The following is a 12,308-nucleotide window of genomic DNA, read 5'->3' as shown; positions in this document are numbered from 1 at the left end:
GGGCGGGCGTTCGTGAAGATCGACCGCTGGTTTCCCTCGTCGCAGCTCTGCTCGGCGTGTGGAGTGGTCGACGGACCGAAGCCGCTCTCGATTCGAGAGTGGACGTGTGCAGCGTGTGGTGCGGTCCACGACCGCGACATCAACGCTGCGAAGAACATTCTCGCCGCAGGACGTGCGGAGAGGTTAAACGCCTGTGGAGGGACCGTAAGTCCTGCCGCGTAGCGGAAGGCACGTCCCGGTGAAACAGGAACCCACCGAAGCGGCGCACCGTGTCGCTGTAGGAATCCTGGTCGTTCACGGCCGGGAGGACGTCAATGAACTGCGCGTCGCTCGCCGCGACGACGAGATCGCACAGCAGCGCGAGATTCCACCCGGCGCCGACGGCATAGCCCTCGATCGCCGCGACCTTGGGCTTCGGCAGCTCGGTGAGCGCCGTCGCGACCGCGGTGATCAGCCGCATGCGTTCGATCGGGTGTGGCGGCGCCGGCGCGCCGAGGTCGGCACCCGAGCAGAAATTGCCACCCGCCCCGGTCAGCACGACGGCCCGCACGTCGGGGTCGGTGCCGAGGGCGTCGAACGTCGTGAGCAGCGCACGGTACATCTCGGGGGTGAGCGCGTTCTTGCGTTCCGCCCGGTCGAGCGTGATGGTCGCGACCGGCCCGTCGCGGTCGACGACGACGGCCCGGTCGCTCACTTGCCGCTCCACACGGGCGCCCGCTTCTCGGCGAACGCCGTGGCGCCTTCCTGTGCGTCGGCGGACGCGAACACGGGGTCGATGATCGCCTTCTGCATCGCGAAGCCGTCGCCCGCCGCGTAGTCGATCGACGCAGAGAGCACCTGCTTGCTCGCGCGCACCGCGAGCGGCCCGTTGGCGGCGATCCGCGCGGCGAGCTCGCGTGCGCCGTCGAGTGCACGGCCGGGCTCGGTGAGCCGGTTGACGAGCCCGTGCGTGTGTGCGACCTGCGCGGTGAGTGGGTCACCGGTGAGCACGATCTCCATCGCAAGCTGGTACGGCAGCGTCTTCGCGAGTCGCAGCAGTCCGCCGCCTGCCGCGGCGAGGCCGCGTTTGACCTCGGGCAGGCCGAATTTGGCGTCGTTCGCGGCGACGATCAGATCCGCGGCAAGCGCGAGCTCGCAGCCGCCCGCGAGCGCCCAGCCCTCCACGGCGGCGATCAACGGCTTCGTCGGCGGCGACTGCGCGATTCCGGCGAAGCCGCGGCCCGGCAGCGACGGCCGCTCGCCGCGCGTGAACGCTTTGAGGTCCATTCCGGCGCAGAAGCTGCCGCCCGCGCCGGTGAGAATTGCGACGGTCATGTCGGGGCGTGCCTCGAACTCGTCGATCGCGGCGGCGACGGCCTCCGCGACCTCGAGGTCGACGGCATTCTTCGCCTCGGGACGGTTGAGCGTGATGACGGCGACGCCGTCGGCGAACTCGGTGAGTACTGTGCTCATGGGATCTCCTTCGATGGTTGCGACGCAGGGCTGGAACACGGGCACGGGCTGGGTTACGGCACTGACACGGGCGTCGGCGCGGGACTCCAACGCACCGGTGACGGGCCGTCGCCGGCGACTCGGCCGCCGGACGCGAGTACCAGGAGATGAGAATAGGTCTCGCGCACGGCCAGACGGCCGAGGTTGGCGTTCATGTCGGCGAACGGCCGCGACCACGAGATTGCCGCCGCGACGTCCCACGCCGTCGACTCGGGCCTGTCCGTGACCGCGGCCGCGATCTCGTCGAGCCGTGCGTCGTGGTGGTGCAGCAGGTCGCGGGCCCGTGCCGCGAGGCCGCGGAAACGGTACTCGTGCGCGGGCAGGGTTTCGCCGTCGGGCATGAGCGCGGTGCGCCGCAGTGACGCCAGGTAGCGGTCGAGCGGGTTGGGCAGCTGCCCTGGAATCACGGAGATGTTCGGCGAAATCCGCGGCAGCACATGGTCACCGGTGAAGACGACCTCGGTGGTCTCTTCGACGAAGCACAGGTGCCCGGGGGTGTGGCCCGGCGTCCAGACCGCGCGCAGCGACCAGCCGGGCAGGTCGAGAGTGTCGCCGTCGCCGAGCATGACGTCGACGGTCTGGCCCTCGGCGAGCCGCACGAGATCGATCAGGCCCGCGTCGACGACCGGCTCGGGTGCGCCGAGACACGCGAGCTGGGTGTCGGATTCACGCTTCATGCGACGCAACGCGTCCGGGGTGCGGTACGCGAGGAAGGCGGCGTCTGCGGCATGCATCGCGACCGCGGCCCCGCTCGCGGCCTGCACTCGCGGCACGAGCCCGAAGTGGTCGGGATGCAGGTGGGTGATCGCGGCGATCCGCACGTCCGACACGTCGTGCCCGGTGGCGCGGATCCCGTCGGTCAGTGCGGTCCAGGATTCCTCGCTGTCCCAACCGGTGTCGACGAGCGCGAGGCCGTCGTCGAGGGCGAGCGCGTAGACGAGCACGTAACGCAGCGGATTGCCCGGCATGGGCACCGGGATCGACCACATGCCCGGGCGGACCTGTTCGACGGGCGGGAGTACCTTGTCGCGCCACGCCTCGCGTTGCCGGATCCCGGTGGTCTCGATCATGCCGTCTCCTCGTGCACCGACAGTTCCTGCCGTAGCTGCCTTTTCAGCACCTTGCCGGTCGACCCGCGTGGAAGATCGGGCACGATCACGACCCGGCGGGGCTTCTTGAACGACGCGATCCGCGCACCCGCGAACGCGATCAGCTCCGGTTCGGTGGGCGCGGGCGCATCCGTGACGAGCCGCACCGCTGCCGTGACCGCTTCGCCCCACACCGGATGGGGCACGCCCACGACGGCGACATCCGCGACGGCGGGATGTTCCGCGAGCGCGGATTCGACCTCGATCGGGTACACGTTCTCGCCGCCGCTGATGATCATGTCCTTGATGCGGTCGGTGACGAACAGATAGCCGTCGTCGTCGAGATGGCCCGCGTCGCCTGTGCGCAGGAAGCCGTCGGTGGTGAACAGTGCGGCCGTCTCGTCGGGCCTGTTCCAGTACCGCTCGGTGTTGTTGCGCGAACGGCACACGATCTCGCCGGTTTCGCCGGGACCGAGCGGTTCACCCGTGACGACGTCGCGGATCGACAACTCGACTCCGGGCATCGGAGTGCCCGCCGACCGCAGCAGGTGGCTGCGGGGCCCGCTCGGGTCGTGGTCGCCGGTGCGCAGCGCCGTGACCGAACCTGCCGTCTCCGTCATGCCGTAACGCTGCAGGAAACCACAGTTCAAGCGCGCGATCGCCTCGGTGAGCAGAGCCGCCGTGGCGGGCGACGAGCCGTACGCGACGAGCTGCAGGCTGGACACGTCGTGCTGGTCGAGGGCGGGGCTGTCGAGCAGCATGCGAATGGTCGACGGGACGAGGAATGCGTGGGTGATGCGGTGCGCCTCGATCAGTCGCGGGACGGCGTCGGCGTCGAACGTCGGGAGCAGCACGACCGGCACAGCGGCGGACAGGCACGTGCTCAGCCAACCGGCGCCCGCGATGTGGAACAGCGGCATCGCGCCGAGCGCGACCGAATCGTCCTGCCACGCATACACCTTCAAGGCCTCTGCGTCGTTGTACAGATTGCGGTGGGTGATCACGACGCCCTTGGGGCGCCCCGTCGTTCCGGATGTGTACAGCTGCAGCAGCGGCGCCGATGCGGCCGCGCCGAAACCCGGGTCGCGGACTGCTCCCGATGCCACGAACGCGTCCCACTCGCCGTCCGTGCGGAGCACCGTCGCGTCGGGCAGTGCCGCGCTCAGGGCCGCCGCGGCGCCGGCATCGGAGTCGTCGACCAACGCGAACGCGAGTCCGGCGTCGACCGCGATCACCGCGGCCTCGGCCGCGGGCAACCGCCAGTTGAGCGGCGTGAACACCATGCCCGCTTTCGCGGCGGCGACGAACAGTGCGGCCCCGGGTAGTCCCATCCGCAGAACGCCGCCCACTCGGTCGCCCGGGCGTGCGACGCGGGTGAGCGCGTCGGCGATGCGGGACGTCAGTGCGTCGAACTCGGCGTGGGTGAGGGCTGCGTCGCCGTCGATCACCGCGACCCGGTCCGGTCGGTCCTGTGCGTGTCGGCGGATTCGTTCCGGCAGATGCAGATCGCTCAACTGACACACTCCTGACGTCGCGGTGGGCAGCGAGGCCCTCGCAGGTCATCCGACCACCCCGCGCAGCGCACGGCAAAGTTCCGTGGGCGAACGATCCATGAGGAAGCGCCTATGGTGCGGACGTTGACTCGCGACGCCCGGTGGGTGATGGTTCGACGGTGGACGAACCAGGCCGGCTACCCCTCGACGGCATCACCGTCGTCGCACTCGAACAGGCCGTCGCGGCACCGCTCGCGACGCGACACCTCGCCGACATGGGGGCGCGCGTCGTCAAGATCGAGCGTGTCGGTGAGGGCGACTTCGCCCGCAACTACGACGACGCCGTGCACGGGCTCGCCACGCACTTCGTGTGGCTGAACCGGTCGAAGGAATCGCTCGCGATCGACGTCAAGTCCGAGCGTGGCCGGGCGCTGTTGCGCTCGGTGATCGACGGTGCCGACGTCTTCGTGCAGAATCTCGCGCCCGGGGCCGCCGACCGGCTCGGCTTCGGTGCGGACGAGTTGCGCCGCGAGCACCCCGAACTCGTCGTCGTCGACATGTCCGGGTACGGGTCGTCGGGGCCCTACCGCGACCGCAAGGCGTACGACATGCTGGTGCAGGCCGAATCCGGTCTGATCTCGGTGACCGGCACGCCCGACGACGCCACCAAGACCGGCATTCCGACATCCGACATCGCGGCAGGCATGTATGCGCTGACCTCGATTCTGGGCGCGTTGGTGCGTCGCGCGACCACCGGAGTCGGTGCGGCGATCGAGATCTCGATGTTCGATGCCACGGTGGAGTGGATGGGTCATCCGATGTACATGCGGCTCTACGGAGATCGGCAGATCCCGCGTGCGGGCGTCGGGCACGCCGCGATCGTGCCGTACGACAAGTACCCCACGAAGGACGGCGAGTTGCTCGTCGGGGTCCAGAACGACCGGGGCTGGCGCACTCTCGCGGAGGACGTGCTGGACCGCCCCGATCTGGCCGCGGATCCGCGCTATGCCACCAACATTCTCCGGGTGCGCCACCGCGGTGAGGTCGACGCCGCCGTCGCCCGCGAGACGGTGCGGTTCACGACGGCAGAGCTGACCGAGCGGCTCGCCGCGGCGGGCGTGCCCGCGGCGGCGGTGCGCGAACTCGACGGCGTCGTCGCGCACCCGCAACTCGGCGAGCGCGACCGCTGGCGGGACGTGGACACCGAGGCAGGCGCGGTGCGCGCGGTGCTGCCGCCGATGACCTTCGGCGACGTCGAGATGCGGATGGATCCGGTGCCCGCCCTCGGCGAGCACACCGCCGCGATTCTGCGCGAGCACGGGGTGTCCGCCGACGAACTCGCAGACCTCGTCGCCGACGGGATCGTGCAGAACTCGTCGCGATAGGCTCGTGCCGTGCGCGAAAGAGGCGTACCCGGACTCGTCGAGTGCTCACAAGCGCACGGGAGGAGGACGCCGTGACCGACGGTCGCGACACCGTGCTGGGCAAGGCCATGGCGATCCTGCAGGCGTTCACCGTCGAACGCACCACCCTCACGTTCGCGCAGATCCGCGACGCCACCGGGCTGCCGAAGGCCACCGTGCATCGCCTGCTGGGCGATCTCGTCGAGCACGGCCTGCTCGACCGAACCGGGTCGACCTACCGGCTGTCGCGGCTCGTGTTCGAGCTGGGCATGCGCGCGTCCGTCGAGCGAGGGCTGATCGAGGTGTCCGGCCCGTTCCTCGAAGAACTGCGCGACCGCGTCCGCGAGATCGTCCACCTCGGGGTGCGTGAGGGCTCCGAGGTGGTCTACGTCGCGAAGATCGGCGCGCACCTCGGTGGCGGTGCTCCGTCGCGCATCGGCGGCCGGATGCCACTGCACGCCACCGCGCTGGGCAAGGTGCTGCTCGCGTTCTCGCCGGTCGACGAGCAGAACCGCATCCTCGCCGAGCCGCTCGCCCGCTTCACACCGCGCACCGTCACCGAGCCCGGCCGGCTACGCCGCCAGCTCGACGAGATCCGCGAGAGCGGCCTGTCGCGGGAGTACGAGGAGTCCGCGGTAGGGGTCGTCTGTGTCGCCGCGCCCGTGCTCGACCGGGACGACCGGATCGTCGCGGCGGTCAGCGTCACGGGCCCGACGACGGGTTTCCAGCCCGAGCGGCACGCGGGCGCGGTGCGCGCCGCCGCGCGCGGCATCTCCGCCACCCTTGCACGGCGCTCCGAGTTGACGGACTGACCGATCCCCAGGTTCCGCTCAGCGGAACCTGGGCGTTGTCCCAGCGTGCACCGGGAGCGCACGCTGAGATGGTGACTTCGACGACAAGAATCCCCGACGCGGACCTCGTGGCCGCAGCGGACCGCCTCGTGGCCGCCGCCGCGAGCGGAACCCCGTGCGCCCCGATCCGCGACCTCATCGGCGCCGACGACCTCGTCGCGGCGTACGCCGTGCAGCAGCGTTTCAACGAGACCCGCACCGACGCCGGTGCCGTCGTGGTGGGCCGCAAGATCGGGTTGACGTCGAAGGCCGTGCAGGAACAGCTCGGCGTCGGCCAGCCCGACCTCGGCGTCCTGTTCGACGACATGAGCTTCGACGACGGAGCCGACATCCCGATGTCGCGGCTCATCCAGCCGAAGGTCGAGGGCGAGGTCGGCTTCGTGCTCGGCAAGGATCTCGTCGACGGCGAGCTCGACGCCGCGCAGGTCCGCGACGCCATCGACTACGCCGTCGCCGCGCTCGAGATCTGCGACAGCCGAATCGAGAACTGGGACATCCGGTTCGGCGACACCGTCGCCGACAATGCGTCGTCCGGCGTGTACGTGCTCGGCACCGAGCGTCGCACGCTCGACGAGATCGTGCCGGTCGACGTCACGATGTCGATGTCGATCGACGGCGCCGAGGTGTCCACGGGCAACGGCGCCGCGTGCCTCGGCGACCCGATCGACGCCGTCGTCTGGCTGGCGCAGACGGCCCGTGAACTCGGCCAGCCGCTCACGGCGGGCCAGGTCATCCTGTCGGGCGCGCTCGGCCCGATGGCTCCCGTCTCCGGCGGCAGCACCGTCTCCGTCACCGTGTCCGGTCTGGGCACCGTGACCGCCCGTTTCGTGGAAGGAAACCACTCATGAGCAAGACCGGTTCGGACAAGACGAAGGTCGCGATCATCGGATCGGGCAATATCGGCACCGATCTCATGATCAAGGTGCTCCGGCACTCCGACGTGCTCGAGATGGGCGCGATGGTCGGCATCGACCCGGAATCGGACGGCCTCGCGCGCGCCGCGCGGATGAAGGTCCCCACCACCGCAGAAGGTGTCGAGGGCCTGGTGAAGCTCCCGAACTTCGACGAGATCGACATCGTGTTCGACGCGACGTCGGCCAAGGCGCACATCGCGAACAACGAGCGGCTCGCGCCGTTCGGCAAGCGGCTGATCGACCTCACGCCCGCCGCGATCGGCCCGTTCGTCGTGCCCGCCGTCAACGCGGACGAGCACCTCGATGCACAGAACGTGAACATGGTGACGTGTGGCGGCCAGGCCACGATCCCGATGGTGGCGGCCGTCTCGCGCGTCGTCCCGGTCGCCTACGCCGAGATCGTCGCGTCGATCGCGTCGAAGTCTGCGGGCCCCGGCACGCGCGCCAACATCGACGAGTTCACCGAGACGACGTCGTCCGCGATCGAGACGGTCGGCGGCGCACGGCGCGGCAAGGCCATCATCATCCTCAACCCGGCCGAGCCGCCGCTCATCATGCGCGACACCGTGTTCTGCCTCGTCGACGCTCCGGATCCGTCGACGCACGACGAGATCCGGCAGTCCATCGAGAAGATGGTCGGCGACGTCGCGGCGTACGTGCCCGGCTACCGCCTCAAGCAACAGGTGCAGATATCCGAGATCCCGGCCGACCAGCCGGTCGAGACGCTGCTCGTCGACGGCAACCGCCCGACGCACCAGGTGTCGATCTTCCTCGAGGTCGAGGGCGCGGCCCACTACCTGCCCGCGTACGCAGGCAACCTCGACATCATGACCTCCGCAGGCATGCAGATCGCGGAGCGCATCGCCCAGAAGAAGGACAACAGCTGATGAGCAACACCACGATCTTCGTCCAGGACGTCACGCTGCGCGACGGCATGCACGCCATCCGGCACCGCATCACCCCGGCCGACGTCAAACGCATCGTGAGCGCGCTCGAGGACGCGGGCGTCGACGCGATCGAGGTCGCACACGGCGACGGCCTCGCGGGTGGATCGGTCAACTACGGCCCCGGCTCGAACACGGACTGGGAGTGGATCGAGGCCGCGTCGTCGGTCATCGAGAACGCGCGCCTCACAACCCTGCTGCTGCCCGGCGTCGGCACCGTGCACGACCTGCAGCATGCGTGGGATCTCGGCGTGCGGTCGGTGCGCATCGCGACGCACTGCACCGAGGCCGACGTGTCGGCACAGCACATCGCGACGGCCCGCGAGATCGGCATGGACGTGTCGGGCTTCCTCATGATGAGCCACATGGCGCCTGCCGAAGAGCTCGCGAAGCAGGCCAAGCTCATGGAATCGTACGGCGCGCACTGCGTCTACGTCACCGACTCGGGCGGCCGGCTCACCATGAACGGCGTGCGCGACCGCATCCGCGCGTACAAGGACGTCCTCGACGAGGGCACCGAGATCGGCATCCACGCGCACGAGAACCTGTCGCTGTCGGTGGCCAACAGCGTCGTCGCCGTCGAGGAAGGCGTCTACCGCGTCGACGCGTCGCTCGCGGGACACGGTGCGGGCGCAGGAAACTGCCCGATCGAACCGTTCATCGCCGTCGCCGACCTGTACGAGTGGAAGCACGGGTGCGACGTGTTCAAGCTGCAGGACGCGGCCGACGACATCGTCCGTCCGCTGCAGGACCGCCCGGTGCGCGTCGACCGCGAAACGCTCACTCTCGGCTACGCGGGCGTGTACTCGAGCTTCCTGCGGCACGCCGAGGCCGCGTCGGCCCGCTACGGCATCGACGTCCGCACGCTGCTGCTCGAAGCGGGTAAGCGCAAGCTCGTCGGCGGCCAGGAGGACATGATCGTCGACATCGCGCTGAGCCTCGTCGCCGAACGGGACGGCGTGTCCGCCTGACTCGTCCCTCGTAACACCGCACGGGCGCCGCGATCACCCAGGTCGCGGCGCCCGTGCGTGATTCAGGCGTGCAGAGACTCGCAAAGTGCTCACGGGTGGTGGGAGCCGAGTTCCGGTGCCGGGCCGGTGAACAGGTGCTCGCCGTCGAACGACGCGGGCAGTCCCGCCGCGAGGAAGCGTCCGATCCCGGGCTGGTCGAGTTCCGCGAACAGGGGATTGGCCTCGAGTTCGCCGCTGTCCGTGACCTCCTGGAAGGTGCGGTAGCGCTCGTGCAACACCGACGTCGACGCGAGCGCGTCCGCGACCTGCACCGAGGTTCGGCTGCGGAACCACGGTGCGAACAGGCCGTTGAGCACCGCGCGGTGCGTGTACCTTTCGGCTTCCTTCGCGAAGTCGGCGCCGAGAGTCTTCTCCACGGCCTCGACTGCGTCGCGGGTCCCGGTCACGTCGACGAGATCGCGGAAATGCCGTGGCGTGAGCGCCACGATCATGAACCGCCCGCCGTCGTCCGTCTCGAAATCCGTTCCGTACGTGCCGTATAGATCGTTTCCGGTGGCCTCGCGGCTGCGGCCGTTGACCTGTGTCTCGGTGAGATAGCCGAGCGCGCTCGAGATCGACAGTGCGACGTCGTCGAGAGGCAGGGTGATCCGCGCGCCCCGCCCGGTGCGCTCGCGCCTGCGGACGGCCGACGCGACGGCGAGCGCCGCATACAGACCGCACGCGACGTCCCACGCCGGCAGAACGTGGTTGACGACGCCGGAGTAGTCGGTGGGCCCGGTGAGCATCGGGAAGCCGAGGCCCGCGTTGACGGTGTAGTCCACTCCGGTGCGGCCGTCGTGGGTGCCGAGAACCTCGACGGTGATCACGTCCGGGCGCATCGCGCCCAGGGTGTCGTAGCTCAGCCAGTCGCGTCCACCCGCGTTGGTGACGAGAATGCCGCCGCCGTCGCCGGATTCGGTGACGAGTCGCTGCACCAGCCGTTGGCCGTCCTCGCTGCGCATGTCGCACGTGACCGACTTCTTGCCCTTGTTGAGGCCGGTCCAGTAGATCGACTCTCCGGTGGACGTGACCGGCCAGCGGTGCACGTCGGCCGCTCCGCCGATCGGGTCGACCCGAACGACCTCGGCGCCGAGCTGCGACAGCGTGAGACCGCACAGCGGGGATGCGACGAAACTGGACACTTCGACGATGCGGAGTCCGTCGAGTGGGCGGGCAGAGTCGTTGGGTGTCACGAAGAGTCCTTCCGGTTCAGGCCATGAGGGCGGCGAAGCGCCAGTCGAGTACCGGACGCGGGGTGTCGGTGTCGTGCGCGTACACGAGCGAGCGCAGCTGCAAGACACCCGAATCATCCAGCGGAGTGGCGGATTCGACGTGCAACTCGCTCGTGAGGGTGTCGCCTTCGTGGACCGGTCCGGTGTGATCGCACGACTGCCACGCCAGGACGGTGACGAGCGACGGCAGCGCGCGCGTGGCCTGTGCGAGTGCGAGGCCGATGGTGTGCCCGCCGTACACGAGACGGCCGGCCTGGCCGACCCGCTCGTCGTGATGTGTCGCGGCGATGTTGAGCGTCAGGCGCGCGAGTTCCGGTGCGCTCGTGACGACGTCGGCGCTGCTCTGGAAGACCGTGCCGGCGAGCGCCGGGGCGAAGTGCGGGCCGGGCACGCGTTCGCGGTACACGCCCAGGTCCCAGTCCGGTGGAATCGCGAACCTGGGCTCGTCGGCCGGGCCGACGTGCGAGAGGTCGTCGGAGCGGGGAGTGCGATCCGGGTCGGCGTCGGGGCTCAGCGGCAGCATGGCGCACCGGTGGAAGTCGAGCACGGTGCGGCCGTACTGATCGGTGGTGTGCATCCGCAATGCGGCGAGGCCGGTGGGGGCGCGGCCCGGCTTGGCGGAGTTCTCGCGCAGGCCGACGACCTCGGTGCGCGTCGACAGCGTGTCGCCGAGATGCGGGAACCGGTGGAAACGCAAGCCGCGGTAGAACAAGTTGGCCTTCACGTGGTGCGTCGCGAGCGTCGACTGTCCGATAGCGAGATCGGTGACCAGCCCGGGATGCGCGACTGCCGTCGACGCACCGGTGACGGCCGCCGACAGGTGCGCGTCGAGCGGCAGTCGCACCCGATGTCCGACGATCGCGTGGTGTGCGGCCGACAGCCCTTCCGTGAGGGTGACCGACGGTGCGCCGTCGAACACCTGACCGGGCTCCAGGTCGTCGAAGTACGGGCCGCCCACCGCCACCGTGCGGCTCATCGGGCGCCCGCCCGCGCGAGGGTGCGCCGTGCGGCGACCGCGACGGCCTCGTCGAGCATCTTGCCGTCGAGCTGCGCGGCACCCGCGCCCGCGGCTTCGGCGTCCGCGAGGGCTGCCAGCACCCGAGTCGCGTCGTCGACCGCCTCACTGCTCGGTGTGAACACTGCAGTGGCCGTGTCGATCTGCGCCGGATGGATGACCCACGTGCCGTCGAATCCGAGGTCGGCGACCCAGCGCTTCGCGGTGCGGAACTCCGCGTCGTCACGGATGCCGAGATACGGGCCGTCGACAGCCTGGACGCCGTGCGCGCGGGCCGAGACCAGCACGCGATCCTGGACCGCGAGCCACTGTGCGGGCGCGGCGGCGGCGGAACGACCCAGCGCTGCACCGAGGTCCGCATACCCGAGAACGAGCGCCGCGAGTCGGTCGGTGGCGCCGCACATCTCGCGCAGGTTCTCGATCCCGAGTGGCGTCTCGACGAGCGCCTGCAGCCGGATCCCGGTGCCGTCCAATGCCGCGTCGGCGTCACGTAGGCCCGCCGCCGTCTCCGCCTTGGGCACGACAACCGACGACAATGCGTCGCCCACCCGTCGACACGCCGCGAGGTCGTCCCGGCCCCACTCGGTGGCGAGCCCGTTGACGCGGATCGAGACGGTGCGAGTGGCGCCGTACTCGGCGGCGAGCACGGCCGCGGCCGCACGGGCCGAGTCCTTGTGGGCCGCGGTGACGGCATCTTCGAGGTCGAGAACGACCTCGCCGGCGGTGGACTCGAGCGCTTTGCGCGCCTTGCGGTCGTCGGACGCCGGTGTAACGAGCACGGCGCGCCGGGCGACGGTGTGGCTGTCGGTCACGAAGATTTCCTCCCGCGCCGCATTTGTGCGGCCAATTGGTCGTGTGATGTTTTCC

13 protein-coding genes are annotated in these 12,308 nt (G+C 70.0%); 6 read left to right on the top strand and 7 right to left on the bottom strand.

Annotation, left to right across the window (positions count from 1 at the left end):
- Window positions 1-222: zinc ribbon domain-containing protein (locus HCA44_RS13500; RefSeq protein WP_169649116.1), on the top strand; the 222-nt coding region annotated here is incomplete at its 5' end.
- On the opposite strand, the gene HCA44_RS21045 is transcribed toward HCA44_RS13500, so the two are convergent.
- The 4 genes from HCA44_RS21045 to HCA44_RS13480 are packed head-to-tail and all read right to left on the bottom strand — an operon-like array spanning window position 140 to window position 4,093.
- A complete protein-coding gene (locus HCA44_RS21045; protein ID WP_169649115.1) occupies window positions 140-694 on the bottom strand; it encodes an enoyl-CoA hydratase/isomerase family protein in 555 nt (184 codons plus the stop codon). The genes HCA44_RS13500 and HCA44_RS21045 overlap by 83 nt on opposite strands.
- Complete coding sequence (locus tag HCA44_RS13490) at window positions 691-1,452, bottom strand: crotonase/enoyl-CoA hydratase family protein (RefSeq protein WP_169649113.1); 762 nt, start codon at window positions 1,450-1,452, stop codon at window positions 691-693. The genes HCA44_RS21045 and HCA44_RS13490 overlap by 4 nt, the downstream gene beginning before the upstream one ends.
- A 53-nt stretch (window positions 1,453-1,505) precedes the next feature.
- Window positions 1,506-2,561: an MBL fold metallo-hydrolase gene (locus tag HCA44_RS13485; protein WP_169649111.1), complete on the bottom strand. Its 1,056-nt coding sequence runs from the start codon at window positions 2,559-2,561 to the stop codon at window positions 1,506-1,508.
- Window positions 2,558-4,093, bottom strand: coding sequence for an AMP-binding protein (locus tag HCA44_RS13480; protein ID WP_169649109.1), 1,536 nt, complete (start codon window positions 4,091-4,093; stop codon window positions 2,558-2,560). Before HCA44_RS13480 ends, HCA44_RS13485 begins: the two co-directional genes overlap by 4 nt.
- A gap of 158 nt (window positions 4,094-4,251) precedes the next feature.
- On the opposite strand from HCA44_RS13480, the gene HCA44_RS13475 reads away from it, so the two are divergent.
- From HCA44_RS13475 to dmpG, 5 genes are all read left to right on the top strand, one after another.
- Complete coding sequence (locus HCA44_RS13475; RefSeq protein WP_169649107.1) at window positions 4,252-5,457, top strand: CaiB/BaiF CoA-transferase family protein; 1,206 nt, start codon at window positions 4,252-4,254, stop codon at window positions 5,455-5,457.
- Between the two features lie 107 nt (window positions 5,458-5,564).
- Complete coding sequence (locus HCA44_RS13470; RefSeq protein WP_169649157.1) at window positions 5,565-6,287, top strand: IclR family transcriptional regulator; 723 nt, start codon at window positions 5,565-5,567, stop codon at window positions 6,285-6,287.
- Window positions 6,288-6,355: 68 nt separating this feature from the next.
- A complete protein-coding gene (locus HCA44_RS13465; RefSeq protein WP_169649105.1) occupies window positions 6,356-7,174 on the top strand; it encodes a fumarylacetoacetate hydrolase family protein in 819 nt (272 codons plus the stop codon).
- The gene (locus tag HCA44_RS13460; RefSeq protein ID WP_169649103.1) at window positions 7,171-8,127 is read left to right on the top strand and encodes an acetaldehyde dehydrogenase (acetylating); all 957 of its coding nucleotides are present in this window, start codon (window positions 7,171-7,173) and stop codon (window positions 8,125-8,127) included. The genes HCA44_RS13465 and HCA44_RS13460 overlap by 4 nt, the downstream gene beginning before the upstream one ends.
- Window positions 8,127-9,155, top strand: a complete 1,029-nt coding sequence (dmpG, locus tag HCA44_RS13455) for a 4-hydroxy-2-oxovalerate aldolase (RefSeq protein WP_169649101.1) — start codon at window positions 8,127-8,129, stop codon at window positions 9,153-9,155. The genes HCA44_RS13460 and dmpG overlap by 1 nt, the downstream gene beginning before the upstream one ends.
- A gap of 89 nt (window positions 9,156-9,244) precedes the next feature.
- On the opposite strand, the gene HCA44_RS13450 is transcribed toward dmpG, so the two are convergent.
- Genes HCA44_RS13450 through HCA44_RS13440 form a run of 3 tightly spaced genes read right to left on the bottom strand, consistent with a single transcriptional unit; the run spans window position 9,245 to window position 12,253 of the window.
- Window positions 9,245-10,387 (bottom strand): CoA transferase, encoded by a 1,143-nt coding sequence (locus HCA44_RS13450; protein WP_346764706.1) that lies wholly within the window; start codon window positions 10,385-10,387, stop codon window positions 9,245-9,247.
- 16 nt (window positions 10,388-10,403) lie between these two features.
- On the bottom strand, window positions 10,404-11,402 hold the full coding sequence (locus tag HCA44_RS13445; RefSeq protein ID WP_169649097.1) for a MaoC family dehydratase: 999 nt from the start codon (window positions 11,400-11,402) through the stop codon (window positions 10,404-10,406).
- Window positions 11,399-12,253, bottom strand: a complete 855-nt coding sequence (locus HCA44_RS13440; RefSeq protein WP_169649095.1) for a CoA ester lyase — start codon at window positions 12,251-12,253, stop codon at window positions 11,399-11,401. The genes HCA44_RS13445 and HCA44_RS13440 overlap by 4 nt, the downstream gene beginning before the upstream one ends.
- Window positions 12,254-12,308: the final 55 nt, after the last annotated feature.

The organism is Rhodococcus sp. HNM0569, from assembly GCF_012726205.1.
GTDB lineage: Bacteria > Actinomycetota > Actinomycetes > Mycobacteriales > Mycobacteriaceae > Rhodococcus_F.
The sequence above is the reverse complement of the archived record's forward strand: the minus strand, read 5'-3'. Positions and strand labels throughout refer to the sequence as shown.

What these genes read in the sequence shown, in the direction of transcription:
- HCA44_RS13460 (WP_169649103.1), top strand. Translation starts at nt 7,171, where the DNA reads ATGAGCAAGACCGGTTCGGACAAGACGAAGGTCGCGATCATCGGATCG.
- HCA44_RS13470 (WP_169649157.1), top strand. Translation starts at nt 5,565, where the DNA reads ATGGCGATCCTGCAGGCGTTCACCGTCGAACGCACCACCCTCACGTTC.
- dmpG (WP_169649101.1), top strand. Translation starts at nt 8,127, where the DNA reads ATGAGCAACACCACGATCTTCGTCCAGGACGTCACGCTGCGCGACGGC.
- HCA44_RS13445 (WP_169649097.1), bottom strand. Translation starts at nt 11,402, where the DNA reads ATGAGCCGCACGGTGGCGGTGGGCGGCCCGTACTTCGACGACCTGGAG.
- HCA44_RS13465 (WP_169649105.1), top strand. Translation starts at nt 6,356, where the DNA reads ATGGTGACTTCGACGACAAGAATCCCCGACGCGGACCTCGTGGCCGCA.
- HCA44_RS13490 (WP_169649113.1), bottom strand. Translation starts at nt 1,452, where the DNA reads ATGAGCACAGTACTCACCGAGTTCGCCGACGGCGTCGCCGTCATCACG.
- HCA44_RS13485 (WP_169649111.1), bottom strand. Translation starts at nt 2,561, where the DNA reads ATGATCGAGACCACCGGGATCCGGCAACGCGAGGCGTGGCGCGACAAG.